15 protein-coding genes are annotated in these 14130 nt (G+C 73.0%); 4 read left to right on the top strand and 11 right to left on the bottom strand.

The annotated features are described in order from the left end of the window. Window positions 1-145 precede the first annotated feature (145 nt). The 4 genes from ID554_RS06725 (at window position 146) to ID554_RS06740 (ending at window position 4522) form a co-directional block, all read left to right on the top strand. Window positions 146-1426, top strand: coding sequence for an MFS transporter (locus ID554_RS06725; RefSeq protein ID WP_117228499.1), 1281 nt, complete (start codon window positions 146-148; stop codon window positions 1424-1426). A 79-nt stretch (window positions 1427-1505) separates the two neighbouring features. Beyond that, the gene (locus ID554_RS06730; RefSeq protein WP_117228500.1) at window positions 1506-2777 is read left to right on the top strand and encodes a cation:proton antiporter; all 1272 of its coding nucleotides are present in this window, start codon (window positions 1506-1508) and stop codon (window positions 2775-2777) included. A gap of 167 nt (window positions 2778-2944) precedes the next feature. After that, window positions 2945-3991, top strand: coding sequence for a trypsin-like serine peptidase (locus tag ID554_RS06735; RefSeq protein ID WP_117228501.1), 1047 nt, complete (start codon window positions 2945-2947; stop codon window positions 3989-3991). Window positions 3992-4123: 132 nt separating this feature from the next. Continuing rightward, window positions 4124-4522: a carboxypeptidase-like regulatory domain-containing protein gene (locus tag ID554_RS06740; protein WP_117228502.1), complete on the top strand. Its 399-nt coding sequence runs from the start codon at window positions 4124-4126 to the stop codon at window positions 4520-4522. A 40-nt stretch (window positions 4523-4562) separates the two neighbouring features. On the opposite strand, the gene ID554_RS06745 is transcribed toward ID554_RS06740, so the two are convergent. The 11 genes from ID554_RS06745 to ID554_RS06795 all read right to left on the bottom strand — a co-directional run bounded on the left by ID554_RS06745 (window position 4563) and on the right by ID554_RS06795 (window position 14117). Then, complete coding sequence (locus ID554_RS06745; protein WP_117228503.1) at window positions 4563-5648, bottom strand: glycoside hydrolase family protein; 1086 nt, start codon at window positions 5646-5648, stop codon at window positions 4563-4565. A 120-nt stretch (window positions 5649-5768) separates the two neighbouring features. Continuing rightward, window positions 5769-6980, bottom strand: a complete 1212-nt coding sequence (locus tag ID554_RS06750) for an acyl-CoA dehydrogenase family protein (protein ID WP_158573740.1) — start codon at window positions 6978-6980, stop codon at window positions 5769-5771. Continuing rightward, a complete protein-coding gene (locus tag ID554_RS06755) occupies window positions 6944-7708 on the bottom strand; it encodes a thioesterase family protein (protein ID WP_117228504.1) in 765 nt (254 codons plus the stop codon). The genes ID554_RS06750 and ID554_RS06755 overlap by 37 nt, the downstream gene beginning before the upstream one ends. Window positions 7709-7711: 3 nt before the next feature. Beyond that, the gene (locus tag ID554_RS06760; protein ID WP_117228505.1) at window positions 7712-8320 is read right to left on the bottom strand and encodes a cupin domain-containing protein; all 609 of its coding nucleotides are present in this window, start codon (window positions 8318-8320) and stop codon (window positions 7712-7714) included. After that, window positions 8317-9177, bottom strand: a complete 861-nt coding sequence (locus ID554_RS06765) for an HpcH/HpaI aldolase/citrate lyase family protein (protein WP_117228506.1) — start codon at window positions 9175-9177, stop codon at window positions 8317-8319. The genes ID554_RS06760 and ID554_RS06765 overlap by 4 nt, the downstream gene beginning before the upstream one ends. Next, window positions 9177-10334, bottom strand: coding sequence for an acyl-CoA dehydrogenase family protein (locus tag ID554_RS06770; RefSeq protein WP_117228507.1), 1158 nt, complete (start codon window positions 10332-10334; stop codon window positions 9177-9179). The genes ID554_RS06765 and ID554_RS06770 overlap by 1 nt, the downstream gene beginning before the upstream one ends. A 22-nt stretch (window positions 10335-10356) precedes the next feature. Beyond that, window positions 10357-10764 (bottom strand): Zn-ribbon domain-containing OB-fold protein, encoded by a 408-nt coding sequence (locus ID554_RS06775; protein ID WP_199489201.1) that lies wholly within the window; start codon window positions 10762-10764, stop codon window positions 10357-10359. Then, window positions 10764-11924 carry an acetyl-CoA acetyltransferase gene (locus ID554_RS06780; RefSeq protein ID WP_117228509.1) on the bottom strand — a complete coding sequence of 387 codons (1161 nt, stop codon included), beginning with the start codon at window positions 11922-11924 and terminating at the stop codon, window positions 10764-10766. Before ID554_RS06780 ends, ID554_RS06775 begins: the two co-directional genes overlap by 1 nt. Further along, window positions 11921-12382: a MaoC/PaaZ C-terminal domain-containing protein gene (locus ID554_RS06785; protein ID WP_117228510.1), complete on the bottom strand. Its 462-nt coding sequence runs from the start codon at window positions 12380-12382 to the stop codon at window positions 11921-11923. The genes ID554_RS06780 and ID554_RS06785 overlap by 4 nt, the downstream gene beginning before the upstream one ends. Continuing rightward, window positions 12379-12882 (bottom strand): FAS1-like dehydratase domain-containing protein, encoded by a 504-nt coding sequence (locus tag ID554_RS06790; RefSeq protein WP_117228511.1) that lies wholly within the window; start codon window positions 12880-12882, stop codon window positions 12379-12381. The genes ID554_RS06785 and ID554_RS06790 overlap by 4 nt, the downstream gene beginning before the upstream one ends. After that, complete coding sequence (locus ID554_RS06795; protein WP_158573741.1) at window positions 12879-14117, bottom strand: RidA family protein; 1239 nt, start codon at window positions 14115-14117, stop codon at window positions 12879-12881. The genes ID554_RS06790 and ID554_RS06795 overlap by 4 nt, the downstream gene beginning before the upstream one ends. Window positions 14118-14130 lie beyond the last annotated feature (13 nt).

Here is a 14130-nt window from a genome sequence, read left to right on the forward strand (position 1 = left end):
ACCCGCCAAGGGGTCGGCTGGCGGCACGCTGGCAGAACTGTGCCAAGTGGAAACGGATCCACCCCTTCAACTGGTCTTTTGTGTGACCCTTGGGGGCAGCCTTTAGGCCGTACCCGCGTCGGCGCCCTTAATCAAGGAGAAGGACATGTCACGGATTCTTGCCACGCGACGGATGCGGCTTTACGTATTGGCGGACACGGCGTCCAACCTCGGCGACTTCGCGCTGTTCCTCGCCATGACGATCTGGGTCAAGACGATAAGTGGAAGCACCTCGGCCGCCGCCCTGGTGATGTTCTCCTTCGCCGCCGGCAGCCTTCTCCTGCCCGCTGCCGGGCTGCTCTCCGACCGGGTACGCCGCCGTCCCCTGCTCATCGGCGCGAACCTCGCCCTCGCCACGGTCGTCCTGCTGCTGCTCCTGGTCGGCGGCGCCCACCACGTCTGGCTCGTCTACGTGGTGATGTTCGCCTACGGCGCGCTGGGCAGCGTGACCGGTCCCGCCCAGCTCGCCCTGCTGCCGTCCCTGGTGCCCAAGGATCTGCTGGGCGACGCCAACGGACTCATCCAGTCGGTCCGTGGCCTGATCCGGGTCTTCGCACCGGTGGTCGGCGCGGGCCTGTTCGCCTGGCTCGGCCCGGAGGCGGTCATCCTCATCGACGCCGCGTTGTTCGTCCTGGCCGCCGGCGCGCTGCTCGCGATCAAGGTGGACGAGGCGAAGCCGGTCCCGTCCGGTGAGCCCTGGCGCACCGAGATCACCGCCGGCCTGCGCTTCATCGGCCGCACCGTCACGCTGCGCCAGCTCGTCATCTCCTGTGGACTGGCCATGCTCGTGCTGGGCTTCTTCGAGGCGATCGGGCTGGCCGTGGTCACCGCCGGGCTGGACCGCGAGCCGACGTTCCTCGGCGTACTCGGTGCGGCGCAGGCGATCGGGACCATCATCGGTGGGGTCTCCGCAGGCGCGGTCCTACGCCGGACCAGCGAGAGCATGACGGTGATCATCGGCCTGGCGATGGTCGCCGTCTCCAGCATGCTGCTGATGATCCAGATGACGCCGCTGGCAATCGCCGCGATGGCCCTGCTCGGCCTCTGCGTACCGTGGCTCGTCGTCGGTGCCACCACCGCCCTGCAACGCCGCACGCCGGAGCACCTGCTCGGCCGGGCGTCGGCGGCCTTCGAGTTCGCGGTGACCGTGCCGCAGACCCTGTCGATCGCCGTCGGCGCGGCCCTCATCGCCCTGCTCGACTACCGGCTGCTGCTGGGCATCGTGGCCACCGCCGTCACCGTCTCCGCCGTCTACCTGGTCACCCGGCCCGAGCAGCCCACCGACTCGGGCGAGCAGCCCACCGACGGGCAGCCGGACGACGGGCCGCCCGGCGAGGTGCTGGCCGCCACCGCCAAGCCGGTCACCACGCCGACGTCGGACCGCTAGGCAGCGCCCACCACCCCACGGCCGGACCGACGCCCCCGGCGGCCGACAACTCACCGCTCTCACCAGGAGACAGACACCCATGTCTTCGTATCAGGTTCCGCCACTTCTCCTCGCGTTGGCACTGATCTCGCTACTCGCCTTCGGGGCGGGCGCGGTGGCCCGGCGGCTGCGGCAACCTCCCGTCGTCGGTGAGGTGGTGGTGGGCATCCTGCTCGGCCCGACGCTGTTCAACGGCCTCATCTCAGACACCCTCTTCCCGACCGACATCCGGCCGTTCCTGACCGCACTGGCGACGATCGGCGTCGTGCTGTTCATGTTCACCGTCGGGGCCGAGCTGAACGCCGGCCTGCTGCGAGGGCATCGGGTGGTGGCCGGCACGGTCGCCGCCGGCTCCATCGCCCTGCCGTTCGGCCTCGGCGCGCTGCTGGCCCTCTACCTGTTCCCCCGGCACCCCACCGACAGCAAGCTGGGGTTCGTGCTGTTCATGGGTGCGGCCATGTCGGTGACCGCCTTCCCGGTGCTGGCCCGCATCCTCATCGACCGGGGCCTGAGCCGCACCTGGCTCGGCAGTGTGGCACTGGCCTGTGCCGCCATCGACGACGTGCTCGCCTGGTCGCTGCTCGCCGTCGTGGTCGCGGTCGCCGGTGCCGGCGCCGGATCGGTCTGGGTGCTGCTGTTCGTGCCGTACGTGTTGGCCATGTTCCTGGTCGTCCGGCCGCTGCTGCGTCGGCTGCTGGCCGAACGTGCCGAGGGCGGCCCTCCCCGGCCGTCGGCCCTGGTGATCACGCTGGTCGGGTTGCTGCTGTCGGCGGCGTTCACCGACTGGATCGGGCTGCACTACATCTTCGGCGCCTTCCTGTTCGGCGTGGTGATGCCCCGCTCCGTCCTGCCCGAGCAGGGCGTCACCGCGCAGGTCAGCGAGCGCATCATCCACCTGAACAGCAGGTTGCTGCTGCCGATCTTCTTCGTGGTCGCCGGGTTGAAGGTCGATCTGTCCACCATGGACGTCAGCGACGCCGTCGAACTGGGGCTCATCCTGGCAGTCGCGGTGGGCGGCAAGTTCGTCGGCGCCTTCACCGCCGCCCGCCTCGGCGGAGTGGCCCCGCGACCGGCGAGCGCACTCGCCGTCCTGATGAACACCCGTGGCCTGACCGAGTTGATCATCCTCGCCGTCGGCCTGGAACTCGGCATGCTCGACGGCCAGCTCTACTCGTCGATGGTCGTGATGGCGCTGGTGACGACCGCTATGGCCGGCCCACTACTGCAACTGCTCTACCCGATGCCCAGCGGCCGGGACACGGCACCGCCGCACGCTCCGGATCTGGAACCGGCGGGCGTGCCCGGCCGGTAGCGCGGAGACACACCGTGGCGGCGCGTCACGCGACACGCCGCCACGGTGTGCCATCTGTCCGAAACCAAACGTAGCGGTGTCGACGGACAGACAGAGGCGAGTCTGGATCAACCGGACCGATATAGCTTCCCCATCGACAGCGTCACTGTTCGATGAGGAGGGCCCACGTGACCCGCACACCGTCCATCACCGCTCGACTGCGGATCATGCTCGCGGTCGGCCTGACCGCCGCGCTGGCGTCGGTGGTCGCCGCCGCGCCGGCCGCTGCGGCGCCGACCACCCCCGCCCGGTCCGGCGCGCACGGCGCCGTCGCCGACTCCGGGACCGTACCCACCCTGGCCGCCCTGCCCAGCAGCGTGCGGCGGGGCGTCGACGGCTCCCGGGGTGCCGGCAGCGCCGGTGCCGCCGGCAGCGGGGCCGTCCAGCCCGGCGGGCTCCGTTCCGACGCCGGTGGCCAGTCCCTGAAAGCGGGCGGCGGGGCCTCGGCCGGCGTGTTCAGCGTGATCGGCACCGACAACCGGGTCCGGGTCAATCCGACCACGGTCTTCCCGTCCCGGGCGATCGTGCAGATCGTCCGGACCACCGGCGGCTCCACCTGGGGCTGCACCGGCTGGCTGTACGGAGCCAGCATCGTGGCCACCGCCGGGCACTGCGTCCACCCGGGTGGCGGCGCCAACGGCGGTGGCGGCAACGGCTTCTACCCGCGCGGCGACTTCCAGATCATTCCCGGCCGCAACGGGGCGTCGACGCCATACGGCACCTGCACCGCGACCCAACTGCTCTCGGTCACCGGCTGGACCCAGAACGGCAACGAGACCAACGACTACGGCGCTATCCGGCTCAACTGCTCCGCCGGCGACACCACCGGCTGGTTCGGCTTCTGGTGGCAGGGCGCCACGCTGACCGGCGCCGCCAGCACCGTCAGCGGCTACCCGTGCGACAAGACCTTCGGGCAGCAGTGGCGGCACGCCGGACAGACCATCCAGGTCACCCACGACCAGCAGCTCTTCTATCAGAACGACACCTTCGGCTGCCAGAGCGGCAGCCCGGTCTACCAGACCCGGGCGGCCGGCAGTTCGTTCTGCACCGGCCAGTGCGTGATGGCCATCCACGCGTACGGCCTGCACGGATCCCCTCCGCACTCGACCAACAACCACGGCACCCGGATCACCGAGTCGGTCTTCAACAACCTGATCACCTGGCGAAACGGCTGACCGGAATCGGACGTGGGGTGGGGGTGAACTACCTCCACCCCACGGAACCGCCGGCCACTCCGACACGTCCCAGTAACTGTCCGTCACCATGAGCGAGGGAGCAGTTATGCGCGAGCGAAGCGGGGTTCCGGTATGAGCAGGGGGCGCCTCGGGGCGCTCGCACTGCTGGTGACCGCGCCGCTGCTGATCGGGGCCGGCCTGCTGGTGTGGCACGGCGACCGGTCGGTTTCGGACGACGGACCATCACCACCCCCACCCCGGAGTGACACCACCGGCACCGTGACCGGCACCGCCACCACCGCCGCCGGCGATCCGGTGCGGGGCGCCGCCGTGCTGGTCGAGGCGCTCGACGACCCGGCACCGGCGATCGGTGAGATCGGCGTCCTCACCGGCGACACCGGCCGGTACGAGTGGCGCCTCCCGCCGGGCCGCTACGAGATCGTCGTGGACACCGGCGACCGCATGAGCGAGCCGCAGGCCGCCACCGTCACGGCCGGCGCGGTCACCACACTCGACGTCGTCCTGCCCTGAGCGGCCACCGCCGCCCCGGCAGCGAACCCACCCGCCCTCGTCAGCGGGCGGCCCGGAAGGCGCGGCCGACCTCGGTGGCCTGGCCGCCGGGACGGTAGAGGCCGGTCTGGTCCCTGTCGCTGGCGGGCAGCCCGAACCAGGCGTACCGGTGCAGCCACGGCAAACCGCGCAGCATCCGGGTCGCCTCGGTGAGGAACGCCGCCTGCTGTGCCTGGGTCGGGAAGCGGACCCCGTTCGAGAAGTCGATCAGCGCGAACTCGGTGAGCCAGATCGGCAGCCCGTACCGGTCGTGCACCGCCTGGAGGTAGGAGCGGAGCTGGCTCACCGCATTGGCGGTCCGGAAGTCGCCGCCGTACCAGTGCAGGGCGATGAAGTCGACCCGTAGGCCGCGTTCCTTCACGCCAGCCATGAAGCGGTCGAGCCACTCGCCGGGCCGGTCCCCGCCCCAGGCCACCGCCGGGCTACCCAGTGGCAGGCCGGTCGCCTCCAACTGCGGCCACAGGTCCAGCGCCCGCTCCACGCTCATGTTCGCCTGGCCGCCCAGGTCCGGCTCGTTGAACCCGAGCAGATACTTCCCGTTCTGCCTGGCCTGCCGCAGGTTGGCGGCCGTGACGCTGTCCGCGCCCCAGATCATCGGCACGAACTCGCTGACGCGCGGAGCGGTCACGCCGGGATGCGCGACGTTCCAGGTGTAGTACCAACTCGCTCCGGAGTCGGCGAGCGCCCGGTCGACACCGTCGAAGGTCCAGACGCCGACGCCCTTCTTCGCCGAGGTGGCGGCGGGCGGCGGCGCAGCCGGGCGTACCGCCGTGGGTGCCGGTCGGGACGACGGGCTCGCCGACGGGCTCGCCGACGGTGACGTGCTGGCGGCCGGGGTGGTCGGTGCTGCGGACGGTGTGGCCGGGGAGGCCGACGGCGAGGACGCCTCGAATGCCGGTGCCGCCACCGGTGGTGGTGCCGCCGGTGCGGGCGTCGGGCTGGTCCGCTGCGCGACCGCGATGGCCCCGACGGCGAGGACGGCCACCGCGACGGCGGCGGCGACCGGCACGACGTTCGGGGTGAGGGTGGGCGACAGCGGCAGGTGGGCCAGCACGCTCTCGGCCGTGCCGGGCGGGACGGGCAGCACCGCACTCCGGGCGGACGAGACACCCCGGCCGATGCCTCCCCACAGGAGACGGCGGGGCCGGGACGAGATAACAGTTTCCGCGAACATCGTCGCCGGGGCCACGGCCGGTGTGTCGCGGACTCAGATGAGGCGAGCGACCTCGTCGCGCATGACCTCGGTGGCGCCACCGCCGATGGCGAGGAAGCGGACGTCCCGGCTGATCCGCTCCACCGGGCCCTCCCGGACGAAACCGGCCCCGCCGTGGAACTGCACCGCCGTGTAGGCGATCTCGTTGGCCAACTCCGGCAACTGCGCCTTGAGCAGCGCCGCGTACACCCGGCCGTCGGTGCCCCGGTCGAGCTGTGCGGCGGCGTGGTAGAGCAGCGTCTTGCCGGCGGCGAGCCGCCCCACCAGGTCCGCGACCCGGTGCCGGACCGCCTGCTTGTCCCAGAGCACCCCGCCGTACGCGGGTCGGGTCCGCGCCCAGTCGACGGTGGCCGCGAGCGCCGCCTCGGCCAGCCCGACCGCCTGTGCCGCCAGGCAGAGCCGCTCGTGGTCTAGGCCGCGCATCAACAGCGCGAACCCCGCCCCCTCCGGACCGATCCGGCAGGCCGCCGGGATCCGGCACCCGGTGAGGACGAGTTCGCCGGTGTCGGCGCAGTGCCAGCCGGACTTGTCGAAGGTACGGCCGTTCGCCAGGCCGGGAGCGTCCCGCTCGACGGCGAACAACGACAGCCCGTGCCGCCCCGCGCCGCCGGTGCGGGCCACCACGAAGAAGAGACCGGCGATGTTGGCGTTGGTGATGAAGGTCTTCGTGCCGTCCAGGACGTACGCGTCGCCGTCGCGGCGGGCCCGCAGGCCGAGCCGGGTGAGATCGGAACTCGCCTCGGGTTCGGTCACCGCCAGCGCGGCGACGGTCCGCCCGGCCAGGATCGCCGGCAGCCACCGGTCGACCTGCGCGGCGCTGCCGGCCCGGGCCAGGTGCAGCCCGGAGAAGTCGGTGTGCGTGCCGACCGAGCTGGCCACCCCGCCGAAGGTGGACCGGGCCAGTTCCTCGTGGAACACCACGGCGCCCCGGACGCCCGCCTCCCCGCCGCCGAGGCGGGTAGGGAACGACAGGCCGAGCAGTCCGAGGTCACCGAGGCGGGTGAACGCCCCGGGTGGTACCCGCCGCTGCCGCTCCCACTCAGGCGCGGCGGGTACCACGTCCCGGGCCACCACCAGCCGCAGCAGGTCGCGCAGCGACCGGTGCTCCTCGGCAAGGAACGTCCGGTCCAGGTCGAGGGCGGCGAGGACGCCGTTGTCGGCCACCCCGGTCACCCGCCCCCGGGCGTACGGGTGGGTTCGTGCCACTGGATCGCCCGGCCCTGGCGCAGTTGCGCGATCGGGTTGCCGGCCCGGTCGTGCAGCGTCGACTCGTCCACGCAGAAGTCCTCCGTCGACCAGACCGTCCGGTTGACCACGTGGTGCCAGCCGCCCGCGACGTCGCCGACATCGGGGGCGAAGTGGACGGTGAAGTCCACCGACGGCACGAAGTGCGGTGGCGGGGCGAGGCTGAACAGGCCGGGCGGCAGCGCGTCGAGATAGATGGAGGCGACGGCGTGCGGGCCGAGTGCCTCCCCCAGCTCGGCCTCGGGTGCGATCCGTACCCAGGCGGAGGTGCCGTCGGCCAGGCTCGCCGGGCTGCCGGTGCGCACGTCGAGCTGGGCGCTGTAGGCCAGCGGCCGGTGCCGGGGCTCGTACGCGGGCAGCGTCTCCGGGTCGCCCCAGGCCGTCGGGTCCTCCCGGCGTCGCCAGCGGAACCGCTGACCGACCGGCACCAGCGAGGCCATCGCGTGCACCCGGGCCCGGTCCTGCTGACTGAGCGTGATCCGCAGGCTGGCGGTGGCCCGTCCCCGGTGCAGCGTCTCCGTGGTCACCTGCACCGGACCCGGGCGTACCCCCGCCACGAAGTGCATGGTGACGGCCTGCGGGGCGAAGCCGTCGACGCTGTCGGCGGCGTCCACGATCCGACCGAGCACGAACCCGCCGAAGATGCCCTGCATCCCGAGCCACCGTTGGGCGAAGACCGGTGAGCCCATCCGCTACCTCTCCAGCCGGACGAGGTCCTGCGGTCCCGGCGCCGCGCCGCTGCCCAGCCGCCGCCAGCCGGACAGGTCGGCGTTCAGCACGTCGCCGGTGGCGTCGGGGGGTACCGCCGCGCCGCGCCGCCAGAGCGCGCCGGGCAGGTCCGGCAAGGTCGCGTCCGGTCCGAGGTGGACGGTCTCGGCCAGCGGCAGGGCGGGGGCCGGCAGCCGGTCGGCGGGGTGGAACTCCGCCGGCCCGCCGAACCAGGCGAGCACGGTGGCGCCGTCGGGAGCGCTCATCCGGGTCCGGACCGCGCCCGCCGGAACGAAGGTCAGGTCACCCCGGCGGTATGTGGTGTCGCCGAGCAGCAGCTCGCCGTCGAGCACGACGAACTCCTCGTCGACCAGGTAACCACCGGCCACGTCGCGGGCGAAGCCGGCCGGGAAGCGGCCGTGCACCACGAACGCGCCGGACCGGGAGGCCAGCCGGGTCAGGTAGAAGCCGAGGTTGGCGCCGGGCATCGGCACCTCCCGCCACGGGTGGCGGGAGGCGGTCAGGTCGACCTGCTCGGGCCGGGGCGTCCGGCCGTGACCGACGGCGGGCCCGGCCGGGCCGGTGCCGCTCACTCGACACCCGCCGCATCGGCCAGGGCCAGCGTACGGCGGGCGGAGCGCAACACCGCCGGGTCGACGAGTCGGCCCGACTCGTCGAGCACCACGCCGCTGCCGGCGGCGGTGGTCCGGTCGAGCAGGGCGATGACGGCGCGGGCCGCCGTCACCTCCGCCCCCGTCGGGGTGTACACCTCGTGCACCACCGGTAGCTGACGGGGGTGGATGCAGGCGCGTCCGGCGAAGCCCTGCCGGCGCAGCCGACGCGTCGAGTCGGCCAGCGCCACCGGATCAGCGGTGACCGTGGAGACCGGCCCGACCGGCGGGTGCAGGCGGGCGGCGGCGCTGGCCACCACCACCCGGCTGCGGATCGGGGCCAGTTCGGCGTCGTCGGCACCGGGAGAGAGACCGAGTTCGCCCGCGAGGTCGACCTCGCCGATCTGGAGCTGGTGAACCCGCGCCTGCCGGGCGAGCGCGGGGACGTCGAGCAGTGCGGCGGCGGTCTCCACCATCGGCATCAGCAGGGTGTCGTGGTCACCGGCGGCGGCGAGCAGCTCGGCGGCGGCGGTCACGTCGGCTGAGGTGTCCACCTTGGCCAGCACCACCCCGGTCAGGGCCGGCGCTCCGGCCAGCGCCCGCAGGTCGGCCTCGGCGAGAGGGCCGGAGTTGACCCGTACCCAGATCGGCAGCTCGGTCGGGCGGCCGGCGAGCCACGCCACCACGGCGTCGCGGGCGGTGGCCTTGCCGGCCAGCGGCACCGCGTCCTCCAGGTCGACGATAAGCGCGTCGGCACCCCGCTGGGGCGCCTTGGCCAGCTTGTCGGCGGCGTTGCCGGGCACGTACAGGTAGGAGCGGGGCGGGAAGGGCGCGCCCATCAGATCGTCACCTCGCCGCGCACCAGGGCCTTGGCGACGACGGTACGCAGGATGTCGTTGGTGCCCTCGCCGATGCTCATCAGAATCGCGTCACGGTAGAGCCGCTCGACCTCGAACTCGGTGGAGTAGCCGTACCCGCCGTGGATCTTCATGGCCTCGATCGCGGCCTCCAGCGCCACCTCCGAGCAGAAGATCTTCGCCATGCCGGTCTGCGCGTCGGCGCGCCCCCGACGGACCGCGTCGGCCGACCAGTACGCCATCAGCCGGGCCGCCTGCACCTGGGTGGCGATGGTGGCGAGCTTGATCTGGACGGCCTGGAAGTCCGCGATGTGCTTGCCGAACGCCTTGCGCTGCCCGGCGTAGCCGAGCGCCTCCTCGTGGGCGCGCTGGGCGATGCCGACCGAGCGGGCGGCGATGTTGACCCGGCCCCACTCCAGTGCGGACAGCGCCTGCTTGAGTCCGGTGCCCTCGACGCCGCCGAGCAGCCGGTCGACGGGCACCCGTACGTCGTCGAGCAGCACCTCGCAGGACTCGGTGCCCTTGTAGCCGAGCTTCGGGATGTCCCGGGTGACGGTGAAACCGGGCAGGTCCGCGTCGACCAGGAGGATGCTCATGCCCCGGTGCGCGGGTACGGCCGTCGGGTCGGTCTTCACCAGCACCGGCAGCGGGTCGGCGTACCGGGCGTTGGTGATCCACATCTTGGTGCCGTTGACCACGTAGTGGTCGCCGTCGCGGCGGGCGGTGGTGCGGATGCCCTGGAGGTCGGTGCCCGCGTCCGGCTCGGTCAACCCGATGCCGGTGCGGCGCTCGCCGGTGGCCAACCCCGGCAGGTACGACTGCTTCTGCTCCTCGGTGCCGTGCATGGCGATCATGCGGCAGGCCAGCGAGTGGCTGCCGAGGATGCCGGCGACACCCATCCAGCCGCGCGAGATCTCCTCGAAGACCAGGGCGAACGACACCGGGTCGAGGTCGAGGCCGCCGTAGGACTCGGGGACGGTGATGCCGAACAGCCCCATGTCGGCCATCCCTCGCACGATCTCCGTCGGGTAGCGGCCGGTCTGCTCCCATTCCCGCGCCACCGGGATGATCTCCCGGTTCACGAAGGAACGCAGCAACTGCTGGAACTCGCGCTGCTCCTCGGTGAGGGTGAAGTCCATCGGTGTCTCCTGGGGGGTGACGTCAGCGGGGTGCGCGGCGGAAGATCGGCAGGGCACGGCCGTCGGGCAGGTCGACCCAGTCGACCCGGACCCGGTCGCCGATCCGCCAGCCGTCGGGATCGTCGGTGACGAGCCGGGCGAGCAGCAGCGGGCCCTCGGCGAGCCGGACCCGGGCGATCGTGTACGGGGCGGCCAGGTCCCGCCGGGGCGGACGGTGCACATGCGTGTACGTGTCGACCCGTCCGTCGCCGCCGACCTCGGTGAAGCCCAGACCGGTGGTCGCCCCGCACCGGGTACAGACCGCACGGGGCGGGAGCTGGCGGTGCCCGCAGCCGGTGCACGCCTGCACCACCAGCCGATGGTCACGGGTCGCCTGCCACCAGCCGTCGGTGAGGTCGTCGGCGGGCGGCACCTCGGGTACCGGGTCCATCACCGCACCCCCAGCACGACGGTGGCGTGGGTGGACAGGATCGCGCCGGTGCCGTGCGCCACCGCGATCCGGGCACCCGGCACCTGTCGGGCCCCGGCCTCGCCGCGCAACTGGCGTACCGCCTCGACCAGCAGCAGCACCCCGAACTGACCGGGGTGGCAGTAGGACAGGCCGCCGCCGGAGGTGTCCAGCGGCAGGGCGCCGCCCGGCCGGATCCGGCCGTCGGCGATGAAGTCGAGCACCTCGCCCTCGCCGCAGAAGCCGAGCGCCTCGATGCTGAGCGCGGCGGTGATGGTGAACGAGTCGTACACCTGCACCACGTCCACGTCGGCCGGGGTGATCCCGGCGCGCGCGTACGCCTCGGCGGCGGCCTGGCGGGCCCCGGTGTCGAGGATGTCGTCGGCACCGGTCATCGAGGCGGTGGTCGAGCGTTCCCCGTAGCCGAGCACCGCCACCGGGGTGTGCCGCAGGTCGCGGGCCCGGTCGGCGCTGGTCAGCACGATCGCACCGCCGCCGTCGGTGACCAGGCAGCAGTCCGCGACGGTCAACGGGGTGGAGACCATCGGCGCGGCCCGGACCTCGTCGACGGTCAGCGGGGGCGCGTCGTGGCGGTACGCGGCCGGATTGAGCCGGGCCCACTCGCGCGCCGCGACGGCGATCTCGGCGAGCTGGTCCGGGGTGCCGCCGCCGTACCGGTGCAGGTACGCCTGCGCCGCCATCGCGTAGTACGAGATCGGGTACAGCGGCGCGTACGGCGTCTCGAACTGGGCTTCCGGGGTGTGCTGCTCGACCACCCCGGCGAGGCTGCGGGAGCGCGCCGACCGCTGGTTGGACGCGAAGCTGACCACCACGACGTCGGCCTGACCGGCGCCGATCGCCTGCACCGCGCGGGCGACCATCATCTCCGCGGCGCTGCCGCCGACGAAGCTGGCGTCGACCCAGCGGGGCCGCACGCCGAGGTGCTCGGCCAGCGAGGTGGTGGAGAAGCGGGAGACGCCGGTGGTGGCCAGCCCGTCGACGTCCGCGAGGGTCAGCCCGGCGTCGGCGAGGGCCCGGGTGACCGCCTGGGTCTGCAACGTGAGCGTGCCGGCGGTGGTGACGCCGAGATCGGACTCGGCCGTGCCCACGACCGCCACCGTCGCGCGGTCGCGCCCGGTCACGTCGCACCGCCCGGCGACGGTACGGCGGCGGGCGCGCCCGGCCCGTCGGCGGTGCCGAGCAGCACGGTCGCCCGCGCCGGCCGGGCCGCCGGGCGCTCGGGGCCGTAGTCGCTGGCCAGGATGGTGGCGTCCAACTCGACCTCGATCCGGTCGTCGGCGACCCCGACCACGGTGCCGGTGCACCGCACCGTCTCCCCGGCGAACATCAGGTTGCGGAAGGTGAAGGAGAGCTGGTGCACGAAGCAGGCCGGGCCGAAGGTGTCCTGAAGCAACTTCACGAAGAGGGCGCCGAAGACCTGCCCGTCGACTACCGGACCGGGCACCCCGGCGGCGGCGACGAACTCCGGGTCGTAGTGCAGGCGGTACCAGTCCCAGGTGGCACCGGCGTACGCGATCATGTCGACCAGGGCGATGGTGCGGCGCAGCTCCGGCAGGGTGTCGCCGACGCGGGGGATCATCCGGCCTCACCGTCCATCGCGACCAGGATGATCGTCTCCTCGTTGACGGCGAGCAGGTCGCCGTCCTGGTTCGTGTAGGTGGCCCGGGAGCCGACGATCAACATGTCCCTGCCGTCGCGGGTGCGCTTCTCGGTCAGGTCGTGGATCTCCCACGTCGCGGTGATCACGTCCTCCGGCCGGATCCGCCGGTGGAAGGTGTACGCGTTGCCGCCGCGCACCTGCCGGGTGCCCGGCACGTGCAGGTGCCAGGAGTGCCCGGCGTAGCCGTCCCGGTCCATCGGCAGCCCGGTGTACTGGCCGGTCTCGCAGATCAGCGTCGGCGGCGCGGTCACCCCGGGCAGCCCGTGCACGCGGGCGTACGCCTCGTCGCGGTAGATCGGGTTGTCGTCGCCGACCGCCTGGGCGAAGTAGCGGCAGGCGGCGGCGCCGAGGGCTTCCGGCGCGGTGTAGACCCGACGGTTGCCCAGCAGCGCCCGCACCTCGTCGGTCAGCAGGCTCATCGGCTCCCCCCGGCGTTCTCGGCGGGCTCAGCATGCTCGGGGTAGACAGCGGTCGGGAAGACCTCCAGCAGGAACTCCGGGCGCAGCAGCGCGGCGCAGATCGCCCCGGTCGACGCCGGCCAGGGCGGTCCGAGCAACCGCTCGCGTACCCCGGCGACGGCCCGGTAGTCGCCGATCGCCGACGCCACGCAGTACTCGGTGGTCTCCACCAGGTCCTGCGGGCCCAGCCCGGCGTACTCCAGCAGGTGCCGGATCGCGCCGTACGTCACCTCCGCCTGCGCGCCGATGTCGTCGGGGTGCAGCGCCTGCTGGGTCTGCATGTCCAGGGCGGCGAACCCGGACATGTACAGCGTCCGGCCGGCGCGTACCCCGGGCGCGTAGGTCAGCGAGTCGTAGCGCGACCAGCCCGGGTTGACCAGTTCGAGCGGGTGCCGCGACGCGGTGACGTCGATGGCCACCAGCACGTCGGGGTGGTGCAGCCGGCTCATCAGGATGCCGCCGGCCCCCGGGTACACCCCGGCGCCGCCGAGGCGTTCGGCGCGGACCCGGTGGGTCCTGCGATAGACGTCGCGGGTCGCCGGGGTGGAGTAGTCGTAGGTGGTGACAGCGGCGTCCAGGGAGAGCCCGACGGCGGTCAGCAGATCCTGCGCCCGGTCCAGGCAGTACGCGTACTGGCTGACGAAGTCGCCGGGGTGGACTACCTCGCCGGCGGCGTCCAGCGGCAGCATGGTCGGCAGGTAGACCGCGCCGTCGTGCCCGTCGCGCACCGGTGAGGGCACCCAGGTCCCGGCGGCACGGGGTTCGCTGGCGGCGAGCGTCTGCCCGCCACCGGCCACCGCGTGCAGTTCCACCTCGATCAGCGCGGCCCGGCGTACCAACCGTTCCACCACCACGGTGCGGACCACCGGCTGGTGGTCGCCGAACACCTCGGCGCGGACGGCCGCTGCGGCGGCGTACTCGTCGAGGCCGGCGACGGTGATGTTCTCGGTGACGCGGGTGACGTCGGCCGGACCGTGTCCGGCGGCCTCCAGGATGGCCAGCACCTTCCGGTACGCGGTACGGGCCTGGCTGGCCATGTCACCGCCGACGGTCATCCTGCCCAGCGCGGGGTCGAGCGCGGCGGCCGTGTGGCCCGACGTCCAGGCCGCGTCGCCGTCGGCCAGGCCGAGGCAGAAGGTGAACCCGTCGTACGGGAACCAGGGGAAATGGGCGGGGCGGATCGCGGACAGCGGCACGTGGGTCTCCGGG

Origin of the sequence: Micromonospora craniellae, assembly GCF_014764405.1 — a bacterium.
GTDB lineage: Bacteria > Actinomycetota > Actinomycetes > Mycobacteriales > Micromonosporaceae > Micromonospora > Micromonospora craniellae.

Coding starts and splice junctions, on each gene's coding strand:
- ID554_RS06775 (WP_199489201.1), bottom strand. CDS start 10,764: ATGGACCCGGTACCCGAGGTGCCGCCCGCCGACGACCTCACCGACGGC.
- ID554_RS06740 (WP_117228502.1), top strand. CDS start 4,124: ATGAGCAGGGGGCGCCTCGGGGCGCTCGCACTGCTGGTGACCGCGCCG.
- ID554_RS06725 (WP_117228499.1), top strand. CDS start 146: ATGTCACGGATTCTTGCCACGCGACGGATGCGGCTTTACGTATTGGCG.
- ID554_RS06785 (WP_117228510.1), bottom strand. CDS start 12,382: ATGATCCCCCGCGTCGGCGACACCCTGCCGGAGCTGCGCCGCACCATC.
- ID554_RS06790 (WP_117228511.1), bottom strand. CDS start 12,882: ATGAGCCTGCTGACCGACGAGGTGCGGGCGCTGCTGGGCAACCGTCGG.
- ID554_RS06755 (WP_117228504.1), bottom strand. CDS start 7,708: ATGGGCTCACCGGTCTTCGCCCAACGGTGGCTCGGGATGCAGGGCATC.
- ID554_RS06770 (WP_117228507.1), bottom strand. CDS start 10,334: ATGGACTTCACCCTCACCGAGGAGCAGCGCGAGTTCCAGCAGTTGCTG.
- ID554_RS06730 (WP_117228500.1), top strand. CDS start 1,506: ATGTCTTCGTATCAGGTTCCGCCACTTCTCCTCGCGTTGGCACTGATC.
- ID554_RS06765 (WP_117228506.1), bottom strand. CDS start 9,177: ATGGGCGCGCCCTTCCCGCCCCGCTCCTACCTGTACGTGCCCGGCAAC.